28 protein-coding genes are annotated in these 23,617 nt (G+C 33.5%); 9 read left to right on the forward strand and 19 right to left on the reverse strand.

Annotation, left to right across the window (positions count from 1 at the left end; all coding sequences use genetic code 11):
* The first annotated feature begins 29 nt into the window (after positions 1-29).
* Positions 30-776: an ISL3 family transposase gene (locus GMA06_RS04060; protein ID WP_345940871.1), complete on the forward strand. Its 747-nt coding sequence runs from the start codon at positions 30-32 to the stop codon at positions 774-776.
* Positions 777-1,019: 243 nt separating this feature from the next.
* On the opposite strand, the gene GMA06_RS04065 is transcribed toward GMA06_RS04060, so the two are convergent.
* Genes GMA06_RS04065 through atpB form a run of 8 tightly spaced genes read right to left on the reverse strand, consistent with a single transcriptional unit; the run spans position 1,020 to position 7,504 of the window.
* Positions 1,020-1,454 (reverse strand): F0F1 ATP synthase subunit epsilon, encoded by a 435-nt coding sequence (locus GMA06_RS04065; protein ID WP_163546437.1) that lies wholly within the window; start codon positions 1,452-1,454, stop codon positions 1,020-1,022.
* 12 nt (positions 1,455-1,466) lie between these two features.
* Positions 1,467-2,945 carry a F0F1 ATP synthase subunit beta gene (atpD, locus tag GMA06_RS04070; RefSeq protein ID WP_163561787.1) on the reverse strand — a complete coding sequence of 493 codons (1,479 nt, stop codon included), beginning with the start codon at positions 2,943-2,945 and terminating at the stop codon, positions 1,467-1,469.
* A 24-nt stretch (positions 2,946-2,969) separates the two neighbouring features.
* Positions 2,970-3,902, reverse strand: coding sequence for a F0F1 ATP synthase subunit gamma (locus tag GMA06_RS04075; protein ID WP_163546435.1), 933 nt, complete (start codon positions 3,900-3,902; stop codon positions 2,970-2,972).
* Between the two features lie 21 nt (positions 3,903-3,923).
* Positions 3,924-5,438: a F0F1 ATP synthase subunit alpha gene (gene atpA, locus GMA06_RS04080; RefSeq protein ID WP_163546434.1), complete on the reverse strand. Its 1,515-nt coding sequence runs from the start codon at positions 5,436-5,438 to the stop codon at positions 3,924-3,926.
* 21 nt (positions 5,439-5,459) lie between these two features.
* The gene (gene atpH, locus GMA06_RS04085) at positions 5,460-5,972 is read right to left on the reverse strand and encodes an ATP synthase F1 subunit delta (protein WP_163546433.1); all 513 of its coding nucleotides are present in this window, start codon (positions 5,970-5,972) and stop codon (positions 5,460-5,462) included.
* Positions 5,973-6,488 (reverse strand): F0F1 ATP synthase subunit B, encoded by a 516-nt coding sequence (gene atpF / locus GMA06_RS04090; protein ID WP_163546432.1) that lies wholly within the window; start codon positions 6,486-6,488, stop codon positions 5,973-5,975. It abuts the gene before it with no gap.
* 36 nt (positions 6,489-6,524) lie between these two features.
* Entirely contained in the window at positions 6,525-6,746 is a 222-nt protein-coding gene (gene atpE, locus GMA06_RS04095) for a F0F1 ATP synthase subunit C (RefSeq protein ID WP_163546431.1), read from the reverse strand.
* A 35-nt stretch (positions 6,747-6,781) separates the two neighbouring features.
* Positions 6,782-7,504 carry a F0F1 ATP synthase subunit A gene (atpB, locus tag GMA06_RS04100; protein ID WP_163546430.1) on the reverse strand — a complete coding sequence of 241 codons (723 nt, stop codon included), beginning with the start codon at positions 7,502-7,504 and terminating at the stop codon, positions 6,782-6,784.
* A 165-nt stretch (positions 7,505-7,669) separates the two neighbouring features.
* Here atpB and GMA06_RS04105 point away from each other — a divergent pair, with 165 nt between their 5' ends.
* On the forward strand, positions 7,670-8,092 hold the full coding sequence (locus tag GMA06_RS04105) for an HIT family protein (RefSeq protein WP_163561788.1): 423 nt from the start codon (positions 7,670-7,672) through the stop codon (positions 8,090-8,092).
* A 9-nt stretch (positions 8,093-8,101) separates the two neighbouring features.
* On the forward strand, positions 8,102-8,452 hold the full coding sequence (locus GMA06_RS04110) for a hypothetical protein (RefSeq protein ID WP_163561789.1): 351 nt from the start codon (positions 8,102-8,104) through the stop codon (positions 8,450-8,452).
* 21 nt (positions 8,453-8,473) lie between these two features.
* Here GMA06_RS04110 and pta read toward each other — a convergent pair whose 3' ends face one another.
* Positions 8,474-9,451 carry a phosphate acetyltransferase gene (gene pta / locus GMA06_RS04115; RefSeq protein ID WP_163546427.1) on the reverse strand — a complete coding sequence of 326 codons (978 nt, stop codon included), beginning with the start codon at positions 9,449-9,451 and terminating at the stop codon, positions 8,474-8,476.
* Between the two features lie 137 nt (positions 9,452-9,588).
* Here pta and GMA06_RS04120 point away from each other — a divergent pair, with 137 nt between their 5' ends.
* From GMA06_RS04120 to mscL, 3 genes are all read left to right on the forward strand, one after another.
* On the forward strand, positions 9,589-10,236 hold the full coding sequence (locus GMA06_RS04120) for a CpXC domain-containing protein (RefSeq protein WP_163561790.1): 648 nt from the start codon (positions 9,589-9,591) through the stop codon (positions 10,234-10,236).
* Positions 10,237-10,248: 12 nt separating this feature from the next.
* Complete coding sequence (locus tag GMA06_RS04125) at positions 10,249-13,137, forward strand: insulinase family protein (RefSeq protein ID WP_163561791.1); 2,889 nt, start codon at positions 10,249-10,251, stop codon at positions 13,135-13,137.
* A 332-nt stretch (positions 13,138-13,469) separates the two neighbouring features.
* Positions 13,470-13,856, forward strand: coding sequence for a large conductance mechanosensitive channel protein MscL (mscL, locus tag GMA06_RS04130; RefSeq protein ID WP_163546424.1), 387 nt, complete (start codon positions 13,470-13,472; stop codon positions 13,854-13,856).
* A gap of 116 nt (positions 13,857-13,972) precedes the next feature.
* Here mscL and GMA06_RS04135 read toward each other — a convergent pair whose 3' ends face one another.
* From GMA06_RS04135 to GMA06_RS04150, 4 genes are read right to left on the reverse strand one after another with little or no spacing between them, the layout of a single operon-like run.
* Positions 13,973-15,268 carry an ABC transporter permease gene (locus tag GMA06_RS04135; protein WP_163546423.1) on the reverse strand — a complete coding sequence of 432 codons (1,296 nt, stop codon included), beginning with the start codon at positions 15,266-15,268 and terminating at the stop codon, positions 13,973-13,975.
* A complete protein-coding gene (locus GMA06_RS04140) occupies positions 15,261-16,160 on the reverse strand; it encodes an ABC transporter ATP-binding protein (protein ID WP_163561792.1) in 900 nt (299 codons plus the stop codon). Before GMA06_RS04140 ends, GMA06_RS04135 begins: the two co-directional genes overlap by 8 nt.
* A gap of 12 nt (positions 16,161-16,172) precedes the next feature.
* Complete coding sequence (locus GMA06_RS04145; RefSeq protein ID WP_163546421.1) at positions 16,173-16,655, reverse strand: hypothetical protein; 483 nt, start codon at positions 16,653-16,655, stop codon at positions 16,173-16,175.
* Complete coding sequence (locus GMA06_RS04150) at positions 16,648-16,854, reverse strand: helix-turn-helix transcriptional regulator (protein WP_163546440.1); 207 nt, start codon at positions 16,852-16,854, stop codon at positions 16,648-16,650. Before GMA06_RS04150 ends, GMA06_RS04145 begins: the two co-directional genes overlap by 8 nt.
* A gap of 197 nt (positions 16,855-17,051) precedes the next feature.
* On the opposite strand from GMA06_RS04150, the gene GMA06_RS04155 reads away from it, so the two are divergent.
* Both GMA06_RS04155 and GMA06_RS04160 read left to right on the forward strand, forming a co-directional pair.
* The gene (locus GMA06_RS04155; protein WP_163546420.1) at positions 17,052-18,014 is read left to right on the forward strand and encodes an asparaginase; all 963 of its coding nucleotides are present in this window, start codon (positions 17,052-17,054) and stop codon (positions 18,012-18,014) included.
* A gap of 10 nt (positions 18,015-18,024) precedes the next feature.
* Entirely contained in the window at positions 18,025-19,101 is a 1,077-nt protein-coding gene (locus GMA06_RS04160; RefSeq protein WP_163561793.1) for an FAD-binding oxidoreductase, read from the forward strand.
* Between the two features lie 154 nt (positions 19,102-19,255).
* Here the strand turns inward: GMA06_RS04160 and GMA06_RS08405 are convergent, their stop codons facing one another.
* The 6 genes from GMA06_RS08405 to tsaB form a co-directional block, all read right to left on the reverse strand.
* The gene (locus GMA06_RS08405) at positions 19,256-19,438 is read right to left on the reverse strand and encodes a hypothetical protein (RefSeq protein ID WP_205426216.1); all 183 of its coding nucleotides are present in this window, start codon (positions 19,436-19,438) and stop codon (positions 19,256-19,258) included.
* A gap of 233 nt (positions 19,439-19,671) precedes the next feature.
* The gene (locus GMA06_RS04170; protein ID WP_163546439.1) at positions 19,672-20,142 is read right to left on the reverse strand and encodes a GNAT family N-acetyltransferase; all 471 of its coding nucleotides are present in this window, start codon (positions 20,140-20,142) and stop codon (positions 19,672-19,674) included.
* Positions 20,143-20,350: 208 nt separating this feature from the next.
* Positions 20,351-20,509: a hypothetical protein gene (locus GMA06_RS04175; protein WP_163561794.1), complete on the reverse strand. Its 159-nt coding sequence runs from the start codon at positions 20,507-20,509 to the stop codon at positions 20,351-20,353.
* Positions 20,510-20,644: 135 nt separating this feature from the next.
* Positions 20,645-21,667: a tRNA (adenosine(37)-N6)-threonylcarbamoyltransferase complex transferase subunit TsaD gene (tsaD, locus tag GMA06_RS04180; protein ID WP_163561795.1), complete on the reverse strand. Its 1,023-nt coding sequence runs from the start codon at positions 21,665-21,667 to the stop codon at positions 20,645-20,647.
* Complete coding sequence (rimI, locus tag GMA06_RS04185; RefSeq protein ID WP_163561796.1) at positions 21,660-22,079, reverse strand: ribosomal protein S18-alanine N-acetyltransferase; 420 nt, start codon at positions 22,077-22,079, stop codon at positions 21,660-21,662. The genes tsaD and rimI overlap by 8 nt, the downstream gene beginning before the upstream one ends.
* Complete coding sequence (gene tsaB / locus GMA06_RS04190; protein ID WP_163561797.1) at positions 22,079-22,780, reverse strand: tRNA (adenosine(37)-N6)-threonylcarbamoyltransferase complex dimerization subunit type 1 TsaB; 702 nt, start codon at positions 22,778-22,780, stop codon at positions 22,079-22,081. Before tsaB ends, rimI begins: the two co-directional genes overlap by 1 nt.
* Before the next feature lie 107 nt (positions 22,781-22,887).
* Between tsaB and GMA06_RS04195 the strand changes: the two genes are divergently transcribed.
* On the forward strand, positions 22,888-23,412 hold the full coding sequence (locus GMA06_RS04195) for a GNAT family protein (protein WP_163546414.1): 525 nt from the start codon (positions 22,888-22,890) through the stop codon (positions 23,410-23,412).
* Positions 23,413-23,617 lie beyond the last annotated feature (205 nt).

A 23,617-nucleotide genomic window follows, 5' to 3' on the forward strand; every position in this document is an offset into this window, starting at 1 on the left:
TATTTGGTAACAGCCTAACTGTAATCAAAATACATTATACACTATTTCTATATCTACCAAAAGTACTTTGTATCGACGCATTTAAGTCTGTGACATCTCATTTAGGGAAGATGAGCTTTATCTTTGTAGACGGATTGACACACCGTATTATTGATGTGTTACCTAGTCGCCAATTAGACCATTTAATCACTTATTTTAAACAATTTTCTAAAAAAGCAAGACATAGCGTTCGCTATTTTGTTATGGATATGAATGCCAATTATGGCAAACTTATTCAGAAGGTTTTTCCTAATGCCGTTATTGTCACAGATAGATTTCATATCATACAACATATACATCGGAATTTAAATACACTACGTATAAAAGAAATGAACACCTTTAAAAAAGAAGAAAAGGCTTATAAACACTTAAAGAAATACTGGAAATTATTATTAAAAGATGCCTTTGATGTAAATGATACAGACTATCATTATCACCAATCCTTTAAAACATATCTGACACACGCACAAATCCTTGATAGATTATTAGACTATAGTCCTGTTTTAAAACAAGCATATGAGTTTGTACAAGAGTTGAGATATGCTTATAGACAGCGAGATTTTGAGTTATTTATGGAGGTTATTCATCATGTTGACCTGTCATTACCAGAGTGGCTTAGAAAGAAATTTGATATTTTTAAAATCTATCAGAATGGTATTTATCAAGTTTTTATCACACCTTATTCAAACGGCATCACAGAAGCTATTAACAATCAAACGGATTACCTATGGCTATAGACGTTTTTCTTATTTTAGATTACGTATTTTAATCATACAACACCATTCTCGGTGACAGAAAAAGAATGTGAAAAAGGTAGTGAATGGTTAATGCTATTCACCACCTATATACTCACTATTTCTCTCTACCCCCACGATTTATTACAGAATCAAAAAGTGCAGATAACATTTTATCATGTTGCCTGCACTTTTTAACTTTGGATTATTTCCTAAAATCCTTACGTATGTTTTTTATAAACATTACTATTTTCCATAACGGCTACTTACACCGATACGGTTAATTGCTTTGTTCAACGCAATTTTAGCACGGTTAAGTTTAGCCATGTCATGCAATTCTTCTGCCTCATGTAAAGCACGTTCGGCACGTTCTTTTGCACGTTCAGCACGCTCTCTATCAATATCACGTGCTCTTTCCGCTGTATCGGCAACAATATTGCATACATTATTTGAAAATTGAAGCATGCCTCCATTTACAGCAACATAATTTTCAAAACCTTTATCTTGTCTTCTTTTAATTGTTACTGGACCAATGGATAATGTTGTCACAATCGGAATATGGTTTGGTAAAATAGTCAACCCTCCGATAGGTGTTTTCACAGATACATACTGTGCCCTGTGTGTGAATACAACTCCATCAGGCGTCACAATATTGACTCTAATTAGTTTTTCTTCACTCATTATCATCACCCATTATACCATTCGACTATTTTCTAATTTTTCTAATTCTTCCGCTGTTAATTCATGTCTAGCCGGACCATTATATCCACTTAAGACAGCTTTACGAATAACATCTTCAATACAGCCGACATTACGGAAACTATCTTCAGGAATATCATCATATTTACCATCAATGATACCTTTAAACCCTTTTACTGTTTCTGCAACGGGAACAAATGACCCCGGTTGACCTGTAAATGTTTCAGCAACATGGAAGTTTTGAGATAAGAAAAACTGAATACGTCTTGCACGATTTACAATCACTTTTTCTGTTTCAGATAATTCATCTAACCCTAAAATAGCAATAATATCTTGCAATTCACGATAACGTTGTAAAATGCGTTGTACTTCCATCGCAACCTCATAATGCTCTTGCCCAACAATTTCAGGTGTCAACGCACTTGATGTTGATGCCAATGGATCTACCGCTGGATAAATACCTAATTCTGTTAATTTTCTTTCCAAGTTTGTTGTTGCATCTAAATGAGCAAATGTCGTCGCAGGTGCTGGGTCTGTATAGTCATCTGCTGGTACATAAATAGCTTGAATAGATGTAATCGAACCATTTCTTGTTGACGTGATACGTTCTTGTAACTGCCCCATCTCTGTTGCCAATGTTGGTTGATACCCAACAGCAGAAGGCATTCTTCCTAACAACGCAGACACTTCTGAACCAGCTTGTGTAAAACGGAAAATATTATCAATAAACAAAAGAACGTCTTGTTTTTCTTCATCACGGAAATATTCAGCAAGTGTCAAACCTGTTAAAGCAACACGCATACGCGCACCCGGCGGTTCATTCATTTGTCCAAAAACCATGGCTGTTTTTTCACTAACACCAGATTCTTTCATTTCAAAATACAAATCATTTCCTTCACGTGTTCTTTCTCCAACTCCAGTAAACACAGAAATACCATTTGATTTTTCTGCAATATTATGGATTAACTCTTGAATTAAAACCGTTTTTCCTACACCGGCTCCACCGAACAAACCAATTTTCCCACCTTTTAAATACGGCGCGAGTAAATCAATGACTTTAATTCCTGTTTGTAAAATTTCATATTTACTATTTAACTCTTCATAAACAGGTGCTTTACGGTGAATTGGGTGACGTTTAAAATCTTCTGGAAAATCAGGTTGTCCATCTACTGTTTTACCTAAGACATTAAAGACACGACCGAGTGTTTCTTTTCCAACAGGTACTTTTAAGGTTTCTCCTGTATCTTCTACTTGCATGCCACGTGTTAAACCATCGGTTGATTCCATCGCAATTGTTCGAATAACACCGCCACCTAGCTCTACTGCTGTTTCTAAAACAATCTCTTTTAAGTCACCATTCGGTAATTCTTTTTTTACGATTAAAGCATTGTGGATATCCGGTACTCCGTCAGACAATGGGAACGTTACGTCAACAACTGGTCCAACAACTTGACTTATTTGTCCTATTTTCAATTTCAGTACCTCCTCTTTTATCTTTTAATTTTCTAATGCAGCAGCTCCACCAACAATTTCCGTAATCTCTTGCGTAATTGCTGTTTGACGTTGTTGATTGTATTGTTTTTTCAATTCATCAATCAATTTGGTTGCATTATCCGTCGCACTTCTCATCGCAATCATACGAGAAGCATGCTCTGATGCTTTCGCATCTATAATAGCACCATAAATTAAACTTTCTGCATATTGTGGCAATAAATTTGCCAATACAGTTGCACGAGAGGGCTCAAAAACATATTGAGTCGTGACTTTTTCTTCTTCTGGTACAACTTCATCTAAATCTATCAATGGCAACATCTGTTCAACTTGATATCTTGACATCATCGCATTTACGTGATGATTATAACAAACATATAAAGCATCAAATTCTCCTGCTTTAAACATATTTAAAGACTTAGCAATTAAACCTTGTACATCTCTTAATGACGGATGATCACTCAAACTATCTAATTGGTAATGTACAGGAATACCTTCTTTAGCAAAAAATGCCGTTGCGCTTGACCCTATTGCCATTAAAACAAACTCATCATTAGATTGATGCTCCTCTTGCAACATTTGCAATGTTGAGTGGAATAAAGAACTATTATAGTTACCCGCTAAACCTTGATCAGACGAAATAACAATATAGCCTGTTTTACGAATTGGACGATCAATTAACATATCATGAAAATCAATAAAACTATTTACATAATCCACATCATCTGCATATTCTAAATCATGAATATCTGTTCTAAATGTGCTTGCTAAATGGGTTACCATTTCTCGAATTTTTTCAGAGTATGTTTTAAAATTTTTCACATACTGTTCAGCACGATTCAACTTCGCCGCCGACACCATTTGCATGGCACTTGTAATTTGTCGTGTCATTTTTGTTGAATCAATACGTTTTTTTATATCAATCAAAGAAGCTCCCACACTTGTTCACCTCTTTCTTCATCAATGCATTGCAGCTGGAACAAACGCTTCTTTATAAGACTTAATTGCATTAGATAATGCTTCTTCATCTGGCAAATTACCAGTATCTTTAATGTACGCCAACAATTCCGGTGCTTCTACATTTAAATAGTCATATAAACCTTCTTCAAAATCACGAATATCACTAATAGAAATCGCATCTAAATAACCATGTGTTAGTGCATATAAAATCACGACTTGTTTTTCTACACTAAGTGGTGCATGTTGCGATTGCTTCAATACTTCTACGGTACGTTTCCCTCTATTCAATTTACGCTGTGTAGCTGCATCTAAATCAGAACCAAACTGCGTAAACGCTTCTAATTCACGATAACTTGCCAAGTCAATACGTAATGTCCCTGCTACTTTCTTCATCGCTTTTATTTGTGCTGCTCCACCAACACGAGATACAGATAATCCCGCAGCTAACGCTGGTCTAACACCCGAAGCAAATAAGTCACGTTGTAAGAAAATTTGTCCGTCTGTAATCGAAATAACATTCGTTGGAATATACGCGGAAATATCACCTGCTTGAGTTTCAATAATTGGCAAAGCTGTCAAAGAGCCTCCACCTAATGCATCTGACAAGCGAGCTGAACGCTCTAATAATCTTGAATGCAAGTAGAAAACATCCCCTGGATATGCTTCACGACCTGGTGGACGACGTAATAATAATGATATTTCACGATATGCTGCCGCTTGTTTTGATAAATCATCATAAACAATTAACACATCTTTTCCGCTATACATAAATTCTTCACCGATAGCTGTTCCTGCATAAGGTGCAATATATAACATCGGAGCAGGTTGAGATGCACTTGCTGATACAACTGTCGTATAACTCATTGCTCCATTTTTTTCTAGTACATCAACTAATGCTTTTACTGTTGATTCTTTTTGACCAATCGCAACATAAATACATAATGTATCTTTGCCTTTTTGGTTTAAAATCGCATCAATCGCAACGGCTGTTTTTCCTGTTTGTCTATCTCCGATAATTAACTCACGTTGCCCTTTACCAATTGGCACTAAAGCATCTACAACTTTTAATCCAGTTGGCAATGATTCATTAACGGACTGACGATCCATAATTCCCGGCGCTTCAACTTCCACGGGTCTACGTTTACTCGTATGAATAGGACCTTTACCGTCAATTGGATCTCCAAGAGCATTCACAACACGACCTATCATCGCCTCACCAACTGGAACATCTAAAATTTCTCCAGTACGTTTGACCGTATCTCCCTCGTGAATATGTGTATACTCTCCCAAAATAATGATACCAACATCATTTTTTTCAAGGTTTTGTGCTACACCAACAGTGCCATTTTCAAAAATAACCATCTCATTTGACATGACATTTGTTAAACCTGTTGCTCTAGCAATTCCGTCTCCGACAAAACTGACTTCACCAATCTCGCTAATTTTATTATCTGTTTTAAACGCTCTTACTCGCTCTTTAATTGCCGCACTAATTTCAATGGCACGATTTGTCATTCTGTTTCTCACCTCAATCACTTAAAAAGTTTCTTTAAACGCTTTTAATTTTGCTAGTAACGTCGCATCCAATACAAAATCTGCCGATTTTACTTTTACACCACCAATGACGTCCTCATCAACAATCGTTGTACACGTATCTACCGACATTTTCATTTTTTTTGAAATCGCTGATACGATACTATCAATCTGTTCTTGCGTTAATGGAATAGCTGTTGTAATATCCACATGGTATTTTGCATAAATTTGTTCAAAATATTTAATGGCTCTATAAATGTAACCATATTGTGCTTCGTCAATAAAATATTGAATGAATTGACGTGTCTCTTCTTGGAAATACTGACAAATATCCTGTAACAATGCTGCCTTACTTGAATTTGTTATATTCTCACGTGTCATCATTTGCGTAAATGGCATTTCTCCACCTACACCGTCTTTAAACACTTGAAAATCATTGTAAACCTCTTCTAAATGATGTCGAGATTTTGCCAATTCATAAAGTGTTGTGACACGTTCATTGTAAACATCTCTCATCTATTTTTCCAACCCTTCAATAAACTCATCAATAAGTGCTTGATGATCTTGTTGCGTAATTTCACGTTTCAATAATTTTTCTGTTAACTCAACACTCATACCTGCAACTTGCTCTGTTAAAGACGCCATTGTTGCTTCTCTTTCATGTTCAAGTGCTTCTTGTGCCTCTTGACGAATACGAATTGTTTCTTGTCTTGCGGCACGAGAGGCATCATCTTTTATTTTTTCACCAGTCTCTTTTGCTTTCGTAATTAAATGTTGTGATTTTAATTGCGCCTCATGAATAGCTGCTTTCGCCTCTTTTTCATGAGAGATAGCCTCTTCTTCTTTTCTTTGTGCATTATCTAATTGATCATTTACTTCTTTTTCACGTTTTTCCATCATTTTCAAAATAGGACCTACAGAAAATTTACTTAAAATAAACAATAAGATAAGGAATGAAACAAGAATGACTAATGAATTCCCTAAAACAGAAGAAACACTGGTTTGTTCACTAGATAAAATGATAGAATTCATATTTTCTTTCCTTCCTACTACTTATTTGGTTTGATATTAGTACACAAATAACATCAAGAATCCAACAATAACACCTAATAAAGGAATGGCTTCAATCATACCAATACCAATAAACATTGTACTCATAATTGAACCCTTTAATTCTGGTTGACGTGTCATACTTTCAATAGCTTTTGATACAACACGGGCATTCGCTAAAGCAGAACCAAATGCTGCTAACCCCATTACAATTGCAATTGCGATAAATTTTAATTCCATTTTTTGTCATCTCCTCAATCTTTTCTATAAATCATTTAATCATGGCTATCTTCTAATTTATGACCAATATAAACCATAGATAGTGTCGTAAATACATACGCTTGAATACCTGCTACCATAACAGAGAATGCTTGCCATATAACAGTTAAAACAACTGCTGGAATAATGGTTCCCAATCCAGCTGCCAAACTCATTTGGGCAAGTAATGCGATTAAAACTTCACCTGCATAAATATTTCCATACAGACGTAAAGCCAGTGTTAACGTATTCGTAAATTCCTCTAAAATTTTTAAAGGAAGCAAAAACTTCACGGGTTCTAAATAATTTTTAGATACATATTTTTTAAACCCGAAACGTTGTATCCCTAAATAGTGACTTAATAAAATAACCATTAAGGACAAAACTAAACATACTACCGCATTAGCTGTTGGAGCATTCCAGAAAGAATATCCACCTGCTTCAACAAAAAATGGCAAGTCTAGTAAGTTAGACATTAAAATGAACAGAAACAAAGTTGTTCCAAATATGGTTAGTGGTTTGCCTGCTACTTCCCACTTCACATTATTTGTCACAATATCTTTGATAAAATTCACCAACATCTCCATTACAGTCTGGCCACGGTTTGGTCGGATTGATAGTTTTTTAGTTGTAAAATATGTAAATACAATAACACTCGCACAGGTTATAAGAGTTGATAAAACGATTGAAAATGTTATTTCAATGCCAAATAACTCAAAAATTATTGGTTTGCCGCCCATATTTTCACCTCTTTTCAATATGCTAGCATCTCTCATAAAATGAAAGGATTTTATGCGAATGGTATTATTGTATCACTACTTTGTCGATTTATCAAAATTTTTTTCGTTGTTTTTCACTTTTTTTTATGTTAGAGTGAGGGTATTAATATTTGGGGAGGAAATCTCATGACAGATTGTATATTTTGCAACATTTTAAAAGGAAATATTCCAAGTTATAAAGTATATGAAGACGACTTTGTTTTTGCCTTTTTAGACATTACACAAGTCACAAAAGGACATACTCTCATCATCCCAAAAGAGCACGTCAAAGATGTTTTTGAATGGACACCTAGTATTGCTACACATCTAGCAACAGCCATTCCTAAAGTTGCTAATGCTTTACAAAAAGCATTTCCAGATATGCAAGGATTAAATATTGTCAACAATAATAAAGAATTGGCGTATCAAAGTGTTTTTCATTCACATATCCATTTAATACCACGCTACACAAATGAGGATGACTTTGCTTTAACAATGCGTTCGAATATGGACGACTACACTAGTGACATGATGCAAGAAATTGCACAAAATATTAAAAATCAATTTTAAGAGGTCATTATGAAAAAACTAATAAAAGCAGCGTTATGGGTAGGCTCTTTATCAGGCGCGTATGTTTTATTAACACCTAAACAAAAACGTGAAGAACAATTAGAGCATGCTAAAATAGCCATTGATAATATTAAACAATCAAGTAAAAGTCTTATGTCATCAGTAGGTGATGTAAAAGAACAAGTTGCCTATTTAAAAGATGATGCTGCACCTTTTTTACAGGAAACTATTCAAGATGTACAACGTCGTGTAAAACAATTTACACAAGAAAACCAGCCTCGTTTTAGACGCATTCAAGAAAAACTACAGACTTTGCAAGAAGATTTAAAAAACATGAACAAAACAGACGACCGAGCATAACGCTTGGTCGTCTTTCAATATCTATTTCAATAAACTTTGATTTGCTGTAATAATCGCTAATTTATAAACATCTTCTTCATTACAACCACGAGATAAATCTGAAATTGGTTTGTTTAACCCTTGTAAAATGGGACCAATAGCTTCGAATCCGCCTAAGCGTTGTGCGATTTTATAGCCAATATTTCCAGATTGAATTTCAGGGAAAACAAAAACTGTTGCTTTACCTGCAACTGATGAATCTGGTGCTTTTTGTTCAGCAACACTTGGCACAAATGCTGCATCAAACTGTAATTCCCCGTCGATATTGTATTGTGGTGCTAATGTTTTTGCAATTTGAGCAGCTTCTACAACTTTAGAAACACTCTCACCTTTAGCAGAACCTTTTGTTGAGAAACTTAACATCGCTACATTTGGTTCAATATCAAAAATTTCTGCTGTTTTTGCACTTTCAACAGCAATTTCTGCTAATTCTTGTGCTGTTGGTTCTAAGTTAATTGCACAATCACTAAACACATAACGTTCTCTATCGCCACGTATCATCACAAATGCTCCACTTGTTTTACTAATACCTGGTTTTGTTTTAATGATTTGTAGAGCAGGTCGAACAGTATCGCCCGTCGAATGAATTGCTCCAGACACTAAACCATCTACTAAGTCCATATAAACAAGCATTGTTCCAAAGTAGTTTTCATCTTCTAATAAAGTATACGCATCTTCTTTAGACACTTTCCCATTACGGCGTTCTACAAAAGCATTCACCATTTCTTCTTTTTTATCATATGTTTTTGGGTCAATAATAGTCAATCCTTGAATAGATAAACCACGTTGTGTCGCTAGTTTCGTTACTTCTTCAACATTTCCTAATAAAACAGGCTCTAATAAATTATCTGCTTTTAAGCGAACTGCTGCACCTAATACACGCACATCAACCGCTTCTGGAAAAACAATACGAATATTCTTATTGACAATTTTCCCTTTTAAACTTTCAAACAAACTCATTCTGTTCATCTCCTATGCTCTATTTCTTATACGCTATATCCTACTACTTTTTGTACAAAAAAACCAGCAAGAATATTTAATGCAACAACATTAAAATTGTGTTAAAATGTATGTATTCGTTTTACAGGAGGACTTTTATGACGGTTTTATTTAAAAAACAAGCAAATTATCCATTAACTAATCAACACAACCAAACATTTGAAGCGACATGTTATCACTATATCAATAAACAAGAGCAACCAGATATTGCCAAAGCATTGTATGAAGGAACATTATTTCAAGCCCATGATCCGCATACAAATGAAGTGACGTCATTTACATATCCTTGTTTATACGAAGATTCACAAAAGAAATTTTTAGTGTTTTTCATCCCAAATGACACAGTTGCTTTTGAAGATGTTTCAGCAACTATGTTTGAAGGTGGTACAAATGACTATTCTGATTACACACTGCGCTTTACAAACTACGTAACAGAATTTTACGAAAAAATCAATATTTTAGATAGTCAATTACTTGATACGGAAGTTGAATGTGTCAAGTTATTCACACATACACTACTACAAGAACAAAATCAATTAAAAGAAAACACACATTTATTCTTCCATGAAGAAAGTGGTAAGCCTTTTATTATGGTCTTGTCACCGAATAATCAAGCTAGAGTTGATTACAACCAAGATTTAGTCGACATAGTACATAACCGCATTGAAAACAAATTACATTTGCCAAAAGGACAATTATTTCACGTCAACGGCAAATGGGCTATTGACGCCCTAGACTTAGCATAAAGGAGAAAATATATGAGTTTTCATTTAAAAGAACGTATCAATTTACCCGACATCAATAGTATCGGTTTCTTATATGAACATGATAAAACAAAAGCTAGAGTTGCCTATGTTCAAAATGAGGAAAAAAATAAAACTTTTTCTATTTCATTTATGACAATCCCATACGATGATAATGGAATCGCGCATATTTTGGAGCATTCTGTTTTATGCGGCTCTAAAAAATACCCTACAAAAGAACCATTTGTTGAATTAGCAAAAGGATCATTAAACACATTTTTAAATGCAATGACTTTCTCAGACAAAACAATGTATCCTGTTTCTTCTGAAAATGATAAAGATTTTACAAATTTAATGGACGTTTATTTGGACGCTGTCTTTTTCCCTAGATTGATTGATAATCCGTATATTTTAAAACAAGAAGGTTGGCACTATCACTTAGAAAAACCAGAAGATGATTTGATTTATAAAGGTGTCGTTTACAACGAAATGAAAGGTGCTTTTTCAGATCCTGAACAAGTAATCTATAGAGAAATTGATGCGAGATTATTCCCAGACACACTTTGTCAACATGAGTCTGGAGGCCATCCTCTTTCGATTCCAACGTTAACACAAGATGCATTCGTTGATTTTCATAGTACTTACTATCATCCAAGTAACTCATATACATTCTTATATGGAGCTATGGATATTGAGGAAAAACTTGCTCATTTGGACATGTATTTTAATCAATTTGATTATAAAGACATTGTGAAACCTTTTATTGACCAAAAACCATTTGAATCAATAAAAGAAGAAACTATTTCTTATTCGATTGAAGAGGATGAAACGGAAGAAAACAAAACATTCTTATCTATGAATTTCGCCATTGGACAAAGTGCCGATAGCAAAATGTATTTACAAATGACAATTTTATCAGATATTTTATTAGGTGCTTTAGGCTCTAATGCCGCCCCATTAAAAAAAGCACTGTTACAATCTGGTATTACATCTGACGTTTCCAGTTGGTATGCGGCACCATCTCATTTATCAAATTTGAGCATTCTCTTAAAAAATAGTGACATCAAACATGCTGATACTTTCAAGCGTATTGTTTTTGATACATTAAACGATATTGTAGAAAATGGTTTGGAACAAAAACTGGTTACTGCTGCCATTAACAAAGCACGATTTATGCTATTGGAAGGCAATGAGGAAGGCGCTGCGGCAAAAGGTGTTGTACGTGCTATTAACGCTATGGAATCATGGTTGTATAATGATAATCCATTTAGTTACTTTGGATTTACAAAAGACTTAGATGACATCGAAAAAAATCCAAAAATTCTTATTGATTTAATTCGTAAGTATCTATTAAATAATACGCATATTTTGATGTTACATGCTATTCCACAAAAGAATTTGAACAAACAAACATTCGAGAAAGTACATCAAGACTTGCAATTATATAAAAACTCTTTGACAAAAGATGACATTGATACTTTAGTAAAAGAAACACAAACATTATTGCACATTCAACAAACAGACGATACAAAAGAAGATTTAGAAAAATTACCACTACTATCTTTAGAAGATTTAAACGAAACAGCAAGTGACTATCCTCTTATCGTTGATAAACAAGACACAGTAACTTATTTAACATATAAAACATTTACTGGAAATATTGATTATTTTAACTTTTTCTTTGATATATCGCATATTCAACACAGTGATTATACTTACGTTGGGTTAATCGTTCGATTATTGGAACATCTTGGTACAAGTAACTATTCTGTTGAAGCATTATCCACTGAAATTGATAGCTATACGGGCGGTGTTTCCTTCAATACAAGCGCCTATACAAAAGGCGACGTATCTATCCCAATTTTAACAGTGAGTGGTAAAGCATTCTCTGAATATACACCAACATTACTAACTTTATTAAAAGAGATTTTACTACACACACAATTTACAGATAAACAAAAATTAAAAGAAGAATTATTAAAAATCAAATCTCGTATCGAATCAAATCAATTCTTTGGCACGAGCCATGTAGTAGCGTTTAATCGTTTAACAAGCTATTACAGTTCAAAAGCTGCTTATGGACAATTTACAGGTGGTATTGATTTCTATCGTTTTATTGCCGATATATTGGAAGATTTTGACGAACAAGCTTCAACACTTATTCAAAATCTGCAACGTGTTTATGCTCAATTATTTAACCAACATAAATTAACCATTGGTTATACAGGTGCATCAACCTCTATCCAAGACACGATAAAACCATTTCTAACAAATTTACCAAATAAACCATTAGAAAGTGTTCCTTTCATTGAACCATTTGGTATTTTAAATGAAGGATTTGCTTTATCCCAAGACATTCAATACGTCGGACAAGGTTACAATGTTGCCTTAGATGGATTATCCTTTACAGGTCACTTACTCGTGCTTAAAACACTTCTATCGTTTACATACTTATGGAATACTGTTCGTGTACAAGGTGGAGCCTACGGCGCATTTACTATTTTGGATAAAGAAGGTAGTTTCTTATTTATGTCTTACCGCGATCCAAATGTGCTTAAAACAATACAAGCCTATGAGAAAGCACCAGAATTTATTGAAACATTAGCATTAGATAATCGTGAACTTACGAAATATATTATTGGAACAATCGGCTCATTAGATACACCCCTATCCGAAAATGAAAAAGGATTAGTAGCATTCAATCGCTATTTAAAAAATATTACATTAGAAGATGTTCAAAAAGAGCGTTCACAAGTACTACATACAACAATTGAAGATTTAAGACAATTAGCAACATATGTTGAAAAAGCAATGTCACATAAAGCACGATGCGTTGTTGGAAGCAAGCAATCGTTAGAAGAAAATAAAGAATTATTTGACTCTATTATCCCACTGATTAAGTAAGGTTTTATACTATTATTTCAAAGCTGACTTAAAAGTAAAAAATATATAACACCAATCATTTATATCAGTACAAATACAAAAGCTGGATAAATAGTAAAGAGGCTTGACATCAACTTCAATAGTTTGATGTCAAGCCTTTTTGAGTATCACTAAATCCACTATTTAAAACAAATATTAATTTTTAAGTCAGCTTATTTTTATTTTTTGATTTATCAGATTAAAAAAAAATTAAATTTAAAATTTTAGTCCTTTTTCTATTGCATTTCTGCCCTATTTTCGATAATATGGTTTCTTGTAATTCATAATTATAATAAATAGAAAGGACAAGGATTATGTTAAAAGATACTTTAAAAGAATTGAAATCATTTTTATTACGTGGTAACATCGTAGACTTAGCTGTTGCTGTGATTATCGGTGGTGCATTTGGAGCAATTGTAAAATCTTTAGTTGAAGATATTTTCACACCAATCATTGCAATGATTTTTGGTCAACCAAGTTTTGAAAGCATTATGTTAGGAACAATCAGAGTAGGTAACTTTATCAACGCTGTTATTAACTTTGTTTTAATCGGTACTGTTTTATTCTTCACTTTAAAAGCAATTGAAACAGCAAGCTCTTTAAGAAAAAAAGCCGAAGCAGAAGTAACAGAAGAAACACCTGCTGCGCCTACATCTGAAGAATTATTAACAGAAATTCGTGATTTATTAAAATCAAAATAATTTTTTTAAAAGCATACCCCATGCTTACTTTTCAAAATATAAAAAATTTGGCATCAAATTTTTTATGACTAACAATAATGGCTCTTCGTCTTTTGATATGACGAAGAGCCGTTTTTCTAACTATTTTTATTGTTTCTTTTACGTTCACTTTTCATTAAAGTAAATCCTTGTTTAATCACTTGCAAAGGTCCTTTATCTGAGTAAATTAAAACATTTGCCTTATACATTTCCATACCTAAATATAATACTAAAATGGTAAAAGCTATCGTTAATCCCATAATACTAAATAGCTCAACAACTTGAATAGAACTTGATGCTACTCTAAATGGAACGATAAATGGTGATAAAATTGGAATAAACGATGCTACACGAACGACAATATTATTTGGCATTATCATACCGAACATTCCAATATAAAATCCGACAACTAAGAATAAAACAAGAGGTAACATCACTTTTTGAACATCTTCAACTTTAGAAACCATTGAACCACACACACCTGAAATAACGGTAAATAAAATCGTGCCAAGTAAAGCAAAGATACCCGTATAAACAAGCATATCTCCAGCGACTTCCCAAAGATTGATACCACCTAATAATGTATTCAATAATGTTGCTCCGTCAAAAACAAACCACGCTACCACTCCTAATATAGCATAAATACCAATTTGTGTAACGACCACTAATGAAATACCACATAGTTTACCTAAGAAATGTGTTTTTGCATCGGTACTTGATAAAATAATTTCCATCATGCGCGTTCCTTTTTCACTTGCAATTTCTTGTCCAATTATACTCATGTACATAGATAGCATGATGTATAAGAAGAAAATAGCACCGTATGCAATGATTTGGCGTAGAGATTCTTTTTGATCTCCCTCATCTTGTATTTTAACAATACCTTCTTTTAATGACTCTTCATCTAAACGATTACTTGAAATACTTACATGTGTTTGTAATAATGTTTGAGCAACTTGTGCATCCACACGATGCTCTGCCATAACATTTTGTAATTCAATTCCCGTTAAAACTTGTGATAATTTTGTTGTGTCGACTTTATCACTAGATGCTTTACGATATAATTGTGCATGAATTTTTCCTGCTTTTTCTTCAATCGTTACATAAGCAAAAATATCGTTTGATTCTAATTTTGCAAGTGCATCAGCCTCATCTTTTGTGTCAACTAATGATAGCTCTGTATTCAATGCTTTAATACGATTTAACAAGTTGGTATCTTGTGTCAAAATTCCCACTGGACGATAAGCTGCTTCTTTTTGTTGATTGCCAATGTATCCACCAACAAACTGTATAATAACAAAGAAAATAATAGGTAACACAACCATGGCTATAAAAGCACCAGATTTAATATTTCTTCGATAACATTCTTTTAAAATAGTTTTAAATTTACTCATGATGTTCGCCTGCTTTCAATTTAAAAATTTCTTCTAATGTTAATGGCTGTTGACTAAACGTTTGAATATAGCCATCTTTTGTTACATACTCATATAAAATTTTCCCTGCTTCTTCATTTTCTAAAGTAATGTTTAATCCATTATGTTTAGCTTTTACGACAGATTTCACACCTGGAACTTGCAATAATTCTTCAGGAGTATGCTTAGATTCTAAAAAGACATGTGTACGACCAAAAAATTCACGAATTTCTTGTACACTACCTTTTAAAACAACTTGCCCTTTATCAATCATTAATAATTCATCACATAATTCAGAAACGTTTTCCATATTATGACTTGAAAAAATGACACATGCTCCTCTATCACGTAAGGATAAAATACCTTTTTTTAATAACTCTGCATTGAGAGGATCTAGACCTGAAAATGGCTCGTCTAAAATAATCAATTTAGGCTCGTGTATCAATGTGGCAATGACTTGCACTTTTTGTTGATTTCCTTTGGATAATGTTTTAATTTTATCTTTTCTTTTTCCTTTGACATCAAATAATTTTAGCCATTCATTAATTTTAGGAGAAATTTCTTTTTTTGTTTTACCACGTAATTCAGCAAAATATAGTAGTTGCTCTTCAATTGTAAGCTTGATAGACAAACCTCGTTCTTCTGGTAAATAACCAATATCATTACTATCCTCTTTTGTAAATGGGTGATTATTCCATAAAACAGTACCTCTATCGGCTGTAATAAAATCTAAAATCAATCTAAAAATAGTCGATTTCCCAGCACCATTCTTTCCAATCAATCCTAGAATTTTTCCATTATCCACTTTAAATGAAACGTCATTAACAGCTTTCAATTCACCAAATGATTTTTGTAAATGTTGCACTTCTAACATAAAAACACCTTCCTACATTTTTCTTTTTAAAATAGCATATACCACATTCATCACAATAAAAAATAATACTATTATTGTAGCACCCATTATTAATACGGTCCATAAAACAAGTTTTTCTGGTTGTTGATTTATTCCACCATATTTTTCATAATCAGCAACTAAAAAACCACCACAAAATCCTGTTATAGTTATGAGTATGGAAAAAGTGATTTTTGAGGCAATTAACCTAGATTTATCACTGATGAACAATAATCGTTCATCATTTAATTTAGCAAATTTCTTAAAACCTTTTGTTTGTATGTACAAATAAATAAAATATAAAATAAGTGTAAGTATTTCACCACATAATATACCCAACAAAAATCCCGAATCTTTTTTATACCCTAAATAGAGGATAAAAACAAAAACAAGAGAACTAATCATAGCTACAATACCTTGTCTATACTGTCTATCTAATTTTTTATAATTCCTAAAAAATTCTTTTAATTTATACATTTTCATCCTCCTGAAATATAAAAACATCTTCAATCGTTAAATGAAATATTTTAGCAATTTGATACGCTAATGGTAATGAAGCGATATATTTTCCTTGTTCTAACGAAATAATGGTTTGTCTGGTCACATCGACCATATCTGCAAGCATTTCTTGCGATAATCGCTTTTCTTTTCGTAATTCTTTAATACGATTATCTATTTTCATAAGCATCTACCTTTCATATTCTGTGCACCATATAAAATGTATTATTTCTTATACTGAAAGTATAGTATACTTTACATTTTGTGTCAAGTAAACTTTACAAAAAAAGTAAAGTCTATTTGACATATTATTTTTTACCAAAATATTAAATTTCATGTATAATAGACGTAGTTATGATTTTGGAGGTTATTTATATGAAGCATTTGCTAATTTTACATACTGGCGGCACTATTTCTATGAGCGAAGATCAAACAACTGGACGTGTAGCACCAACGGAATCAAATCCTTTATTAAAACATACAGAAACTTTATATTATCCAGCGCAAATTACTCAAGAAGATTTTTTTCATTTACCGTCACCTCATATCACACAAGTGGAAATGTTTGCTTTGAAAGAACGTATTGAAAGAGCCATTCAAGAGGGAATCAACGCTGTCGTTATCACACATGGTACAGACACTTTAGAAGAAACCGCATATTTTTTAGATTTAACATTACCAAAAGATATTCCTATTGTTGTCACCGGTGCTATGCGTTCTAGTAATGAACTCGGTTCTGATGGTTTAATCAATTTGCAAAATGCTATTTTAGTAGGACTATGTGATGAAAGTATTGGAAAAGGTGTTCTTGTTGTGATGAACGATGAAATTCATACAGCAAAATATGTCACAAAAACACACACAACAAATTTAGCGACATTCCAAACACCTACCTTTGGCCCTATTGGTTTAATTTCTAAAAACCGTGTATTGTATTTCCAAACGCTAACAGAATATGAAACATTTCCTATTAAAGAATTACATAAACAAAATATTCATTTAATAAAAGCTCATGCAGGCATGGATAGCTTTTTCTTAAATATGCTTACAAAAGAAAACACAGACGGACTTGTCATTGAAGCACTTGGTGCAGGGAACTTACCTCCGAAAACATTATCTGGATTAAAGCATATTATTGAACAAGATATCCCTGTTGTACTTGTTTCTCGTGCTTTTAATGGTGTCACACAAGATGTGTACGACTACGTAGGTGGAGGTAGACAATTAAAAGAAGCTGGCGTTATTTTTACAACAGGTTTAAGTGGTCAAAAAGCACGACTAAAGTTAATGGTACTTCTAAATACATCACTCACTCAACCTCTACATAAGCACTTTTAAGGAGAATATTATGAAAAAACGTATTGCTGTAATTGGTGGAGGTATTGTTGGTTCAACATGTGCCTTTTATCTTGCCAAAGCAGGTCACAACATAACCTTATTTGACGACGGGACAGGACAAGCAACAAAAGCGGCAGCAGGTATTATTAGCCCTTGGTTATCTCAAAGACGAAATAAAGTCTGGTATCGTTTAACAGCCAACGGTGCAAGTTTCTATCAAACATTATTAAGCGATTTACAAAGTCTTGGATATAACACTGATTTTTATCAACAGAATGGAACACTCGTCTTTAAAAAATCGGATAAATTATTAGATAAAATCACGAACTTAGCACATCAAAGACGGGAAATAGATACATTAATAGGTGATTTAAAACGGATGAGTGTCGATGATTTAACAACTTTGATGCCTGAACTCACTCCCCCTAGTCCTGCATTATTCGCATCTGGTGGGGCTTTGATTGATGGAAAAGATTTTATTGATACCTTACATCAAGCCTCTTCTCAATTTGATTTTCATTTTGTGAACACTAAAGTAGATATCACATCCCTAGAATTTGATGCGATTGTATTAGCGGTGGGTGCATGGTTGCCAGAATGCTTAGCACCTTTTGGACTAAAAGTAGACGTACGTGCACAAAAAGGACAATTATTTAGTGCTTGTCTATCCAATCAACAAACAGATAACTATCCTGTTTTAATGCCTCAAAGCGAAATTGATTTATTACCATTTAAAAATGGTAAATGGGTTATCGGTGCTACCCACGAAAATGATATGGGCTTTGATTTAACACCTGATTTAACCGTTTTAGAACAAATGAAAGCAGAAGCAAGTCATTGGTTACCAGAATTAGATAGATGCGATATGGAGGACATTCGTGTAGGCACACGTGCTTACACGAGCGACTACACGCCATTTTTTGGTAGTGTTCCTTACTTAGAAAATGTATATACCGCAAGCGGACTAGGTGCATCTGGTCTAACATCGGGTGCATACATTGGATATTTGTTATCTGAACTTATTCAAGAAAAAGAACTTCCAATGGATATTACACCGTATTCGCCGAGTAAGTATATTACTAAATAAATTTTATATAAAAAACATGGGGAACTGACAGACTCTAAATGTCAGTTCCCCTAGCATTAGTAGTTATTGCCCATTTCTGTGGTGATAATCTAAACGAGTTACTTCCAGCTTCTTTTAAACCCCCTCGAATTCGAGGGGGTTAAATCTGGATTGTCTAACTTTCCCAAATTCCTAAATATTCAATCGTATTAAAATTTCTCATCCAATTTGCCACAACAACATTAGGTTTTTCCTTGTTTTTATATCTCGCAATAATATAATCATTCTTAAAATCTTCTGTATAAACTTCTATTACCAAACCTTTAGCTTTAATAGTTTCTTTTTTTATTTTTATCAAAGTGATTTCCCTTTTCTAGTTCCCATGTATTGCTTAGAACCATGTAATATTATATGGCTCTAAACAACACATAGATTATTACTTTCTTGAGTTTTAATATTTTGTAGAAGTACTAAAATCTTTGATTTTATTAACATAATTATAGCATGAAAATCACCTGTAAAATCATATAGTCAAATCAATACTTACAGAAACTATATTCAAGTGACGTCTGAAGACTTGTCATTATATGTTTAATCTCCTAAATATTTAATGTAAATTTGGCAAGGGTTCCATTCATCCCATAAAGTTGGAAATACTTCTAACTCCTTATAACCTACCGAAGTATAGAAACTATTCGTAATATCATATTCTTTATAGTGGCCAGATTGAACTGTTTTCACTTGAGAATATATGTATCCCAATTTCTTAGCTAATTTTTCATACGCTTCATTTAATTGTGTTGCTGCACCTTGTCGGTGAAATTTCTTTTTTATTCCCATTACAAATATATCTGCACAGTCTGGGCTTGTAGTATTTAAAACTATAAATCCTACAATCTCATCTTGATAAAAAGAAGCCAAGAAAGGTTTGTCTTGTGAGTCAGTGATATATTCTTCTGTGCTTTCTGGCATACCAAACCATTCTGGGAGATCATAAAGAACTTCCTTAGAAATTTTTTCCTTTTCTTCCTTATCTTTTATTTCTTTAACGATAAATTTCATATTTTCTCTCCAATTTATTTGTTTTATATTTTTGTAGAAGGCTGTAAAACCTGATTTCATTGTTACTATCTACCATTTTCATAATGATGACACGAAATCCTTCAACAACATCAAAACCGACACTATCAAACAATAGGGATGGGATAGCATCATCACCCTCTAATAACAAAATGTAATCTTCAATTTTTTTTATGTTATCATAAGCTGACTATAAATGGTCATCATGATGTGTATTCTCATAAATACCTAGTAGAGTATCCACTATGCTAGTCATTCCCATACTATATGTGGTATTTTGCATATAATGAATATCCAATAATTGACTAAAATGAAAAGCAACAGCACATTTTACTAATACCTTTAACAATCTACTTGCACTTTTTATAAAACGCTTACCACATACAAACAACTGAATTATCAACTATTCTGACTTATAGTAGTTTTATTATATTTTTCTGATTTTATAATAAATCATATTGATGACCAAGATCACCAACATGATTTATTCATCTTCTCCTAAGCTTAATCCCGGACTAGCATTTAAATCTAGCTGAGCAAAATGTCCTCTTTGATATACGCTATAAGCTGCTGCACCAATCATGGCGGCATTGTCCCCACATAATTGAAATGGTGGAATCGTCAGTGGAATATTTGGAAACTGTTCGTTAAGTGTTTTTTGTAAGGTATGTCGTAATCCTTTATTGGCAGCCACACCTCCAGCTAAAACAAATTGTTTTACCGGATACGTCTGAATAGCTTTCACAGTTTTATGAACCAGTGTGTCAATAACACTTGCTTGAAAACTCGCTGCTAAATTTTCTGGCTCTATCGTGTCACCTTTTTGCTTGGCATTGTGCACAGCATTGATAACCGCACTTTTTAGTCCGCTGAAACTAAAATCAAAGTTGTCCTCTTTTATCATCGCACGTGGTAAGTTCATCGTGTCTTGTCCTTTATGCGCTAATTCATCAATCGCTTTACCACCTGGATAAGACAAATTCAAAATACGTCCAACTTTATCGTATGCCTCTCCAACAGCGTCATCTCTTGTTTCACCAATAATGTTAAATACATTATCTTCTGGCATATATACTAACTCCGTATGCCCACCACTGACAAGCAATGCCATTAACGGAAATTGTAACGGTTCTTGTAATTGGCTTGCATAAATATGTCCCGCCATGTGATTAACAGGAATCAGCGGTTTGTTGTGTGCAAAGGCTAGTGCTTTAGCAGCTGTTATGCCAATTAACAATGCACCTACTAACCCTGGTCCCTCAGTAACAGCCACTGCATCAATATCATGCATTGTGACATTGGCATCAACAAGTGCTTCATCAATCACTTGTGTGATTTGCTCAACATGATGTCGACTGGCAATTTCTGGAACGACACCTCCAAATCGCATGTGACTTTTTACTTGTGAAGCGACCACATTGGATAATTGCTCACACCCATTTTTAATCACAGCTGCACTTGTTTCATCGCAACTTGACTCAATCGCTAAAATTAACACATCATTCATCTTTTTTCCACCTATAAATCATCGCATGTTCAACTGGATTTTTATAATACTTTTTCCTAGTCGACATCAAACGAAATCCTATTTTTTCATAAAAACGTCTTGCACTCTCATTACTTTCACGCACTTCCAGAAAGCACGTATCAATATGTTTTTCACTAAAAAAGCTATGCATCATTTGCCATAAAGCTTTTGCATGCCCTTTTCCTTGGTATTTTGTTGACACAGCAATATTGGTAATTTCTGCCTCGTTTAAAATATATTGGCAACCAATAAAACCCTCTTTAGACACAAAATAAATAGTGCGATTTAATTGTAAATCATCTTCAAAATCTTTTTGTGACCAAGATAGTCCTGTTTCTTGGGCTATTTGATACAAAAAGAGAGCATCCTCGATATTAGCTTGTCGTATCATTAGTACTTCACTCTTTCCACAAGATGATGAACTTCTTGATGTTCAACTAACCATTTTTCCTCTGCTTCTGCTTTTTTCAAGTAAAGAGGTGTCAACAAGTGCGGGTCTACTGTATCGGCATTATCCGCTATTCTAGCAAGTACTCTAGCATCTGGATAAACTATTACAGACCGTGCATTTTCTAATGTTATAATGTCCTCTTGATAACTTTCTATATCTGGGCTAATAAAGACAATTTGTTTGCTGCACTGTTTTAAAAATTCCAGTAAAGAGTCAAAGGATATATGACAATTTTCTAAAATGACTTGTCCATTTTTATCATAAATACCGGCATAAACATGATGACGACGTGCATCAAAAAACGGCACAATCCACTCATCCTCTTGTGCTACATACATGTTCGCCAATAAATCTAAACTTGGTAGAGCAATCAGCGGTATCTTCAATGTATATGCTAGTGTTTTTGCATACGTTACTCCTATTCTCAATCCCGTATAAGAACCAGGACCATTGGAAACGATAATTTTTGAAATCTGTTGAGGTATTAACTGGGCTTGTTTGCACAATGTATCAACTGTTGAAGCCAACACAATACTATGCTGTAAAGTTGGATGAATATGTTCAAATGCCACTATTTCTTTATCTTTTTGTAAAGCAATGGATAATGTTTTATTTGATGCTTCTATTGCTAATGTAATCATAGTACCTCCATTTTTTCAATCTTACCTCTTATTTTAACGGATTGCTTTGCTTTTGGCAAAAAGATGATATAAAATAAAGAAAAAAATAGATATAAAGAAGGGATAAGATGCTAGAAATAAAACCGATTGAAGAAAAAGATGTCTATCACTTGTGGAAAATCGGCTTTTCAAAAGCCGATATGGAATGGACAAAATGGAACGGACCTTACTTTGAAGATTATGAAGTGTATACATTTGAAACATTTCAAAAAGAATTATCATTTTACAAAAATACTGATTACTGTTGGGGTATCTATGTTGACGATACTTTAATTGGTGCCTTGTTTAGACACTGGGAATATCAGAAAACACGGTGGCTTGAAATCGGGATTGTGATTTACGATGAAAACTATTGGAATGGTGGATACGGAACAGAAGCCTTACGTTTGTGGATACCTAAAACATTTAAAGATTTCCCAGAAATTGAACATATCGGCTTAACAACATGGAGTGGTAATAAACGTATGATGAGAGCTAGTGAAAAACTAGGTCTATTACAAGAAGCATGTATTCGTAAAGTACGCTATTGGCAAGGTGTTTATTATGATTCCGTTAAATACGGCGTGTTAAGAGATGAATGGGACACAATATAATCATTAAAAATGGTGAACTGACCTTTTAGATGTCAGTTCACCACTTTATTTAGGCTCTATAATAAATCGTGTTGGTGGGAATAATCCACCAACACGATTTTGTATATAAAAGTGGACAAAAAAAGAGAAATACCTGTATGATTAAATCACCACAATTAAACAAGGAGGTATTTCTCATGGATTATTATACAAAAAAATTATTGAC

The organism is Granulicatella sp. zg-84 (assembly GCF_010892375.1).
In the GTDB taxonomy this organism is placed as follows: Bacteria; Bacillota; Bacilli; order Lactobacillales; family Aerococcaceae; genus WM01.

Bases quoted from the DNA above. Each gene is read 5' to 3' on its own strand.
- GMA06_RS04065 (WP_163546437.1), bottom strand. From the start codon at position 1,454: ATGAGTGAAGAAAAACTAATTAGAGTCAATATTGTGACGCCTGATGGA.
- atpA (WP_163546434.1), bottom strand. From the start codon at position 5,438: ATGACAAATCGTGCCATTGAAATTAGTGCGGCAATTAAAGAGCGAGTA.
- atpH (WP_163546433.1), bottom strand. From the start codon at position 5,972: ATGAGAGATGTTTACAATGAACGTGTCACAACACTTTATGAATTGGCA.
- atpF (WP_163546432.1), bottom strand. From the start codon at position 6,488: ATGAATTCTATCATTTTATCTAGTGAACAAACCAGTGTTTCTTCTGTT.
- atpE (WP_163546431.1), bottom strand. From the start codon at position 6,746: ATGGAATTAAAATTTATCGCAATTGCAATTGTAATGGGGTTAGCAGCA.
- atpB (WP_163546430.1), bottom strand. From the start codon at position 7,504: ATGGGCGGCAAACCAATAATTTTTGAGTTATTTGGCATTGAAATAACA.
- GMA06_RS04105 (WP_163561788.1), top strand. From the start codon at position 7,670: ATGACAGATTGTATATTTTGCAACATTTTAAAAGGAAATATTCCAAGT.
- GMA06_RS04110 (WP_163561789.1), top strand. From the start codon at position 8,102: ATGAAAAAACTAATAAAAGCAGCGTTATGGGTAGGCTCTTTATCAGGC.
- pta (WP_163546427.1), bottom strand. From the start codon at position 9,451: ATGAGTTTGTTTGAAAGTTTAAAAGGGAAAATTGTCAATAAGAATATT.
- GMA06_RS04120 (WP_163561790.1), top strand. From the start codon at position 9,589: ATGACGGTTTTATTTAAAAAACAAGCAAATTATCCATTAACTAATCAA.
- GMA06_RS04125 (WP_163561791.1), top strand. From the start codon at position 10,249: ATGAGTTTTCATTTAAAAGAACGTATCAATTTACCCGACATCAATAGT.
- mscL (WP_163546424.1), top strand. From the start codon at position 13,470: ATGTTAAAAGATACTTTAAAAGAATTGAAATCATTTTTATTACGTGGT.
- GMA06_RS04135 (WP_163546423.1), bottom strand. From the start codon at position 15,268: ATGAGTAAATTTAAAACTATTTTAAAAGAATGTTATCGAAGAAATATT.
- GMA06_RS04140 (WP_163561792.1), bottom strand. From the start codon at position 16,160: ATGTTAGAAGTGCAACATTTACAAAAATCATTTGGTGAATTGAAAGCT.
- GMA06_RS04145 (WP_163546421.1), bottom strand. From the start codon at position 16,655: ATGTATAAATTAAAAGAATTTTTTAGGAATTATAAAAAATTAGATAGA.
- GMA06_RS04155 (WP_163546420.1), top strand. From the start codon at position 17,052: ATGAAGCATTTGCTAATTTTACATACTGGCGGCACTATTTCTATGAGC.
- GMA06_RS04160 (WP_163561793.1), top strand. From the start codon at position 18,025: ATGAAAAAACGTATTGCTGTAATTGGTGGAGGTATTGTTGGTTCAACA.
- GMA06_RS04170 (WP_163546439.1), bottom strand. From the start codon at position 20,142: ATGAAATTTATCGTTAAAGAAATAAAAGATAAGGAAGAAAAGGAAAAA.
- tsaD (WP_163561795.1), bottom strand. From the start codon at position 21,667: ATGAATGATGTGTTAATTTTAGCGATTGAGTCAAGTTGCGATGAAACA.
- rimI (WP_163561796.1), bottom strand. From the start codon at position 22,079: ATGATACGACAAGCTAATATCGAGGATGCTCTCTTTTTGTATCAAATA.
- tsaB (WP_163561797.1), bottom strand. From the start codon at position 22,780: ATGATTACATTAGCAATAGAAGCATCAAATAAAACATTATCCATTGCT.
- GMA06_RS04195 (WP_163546414.1), top strand. From the start codon at position 22,888: ATGCTAGAAATAAAACCGATTGAAGAAAAAGATGTCTATCACTTGTGG.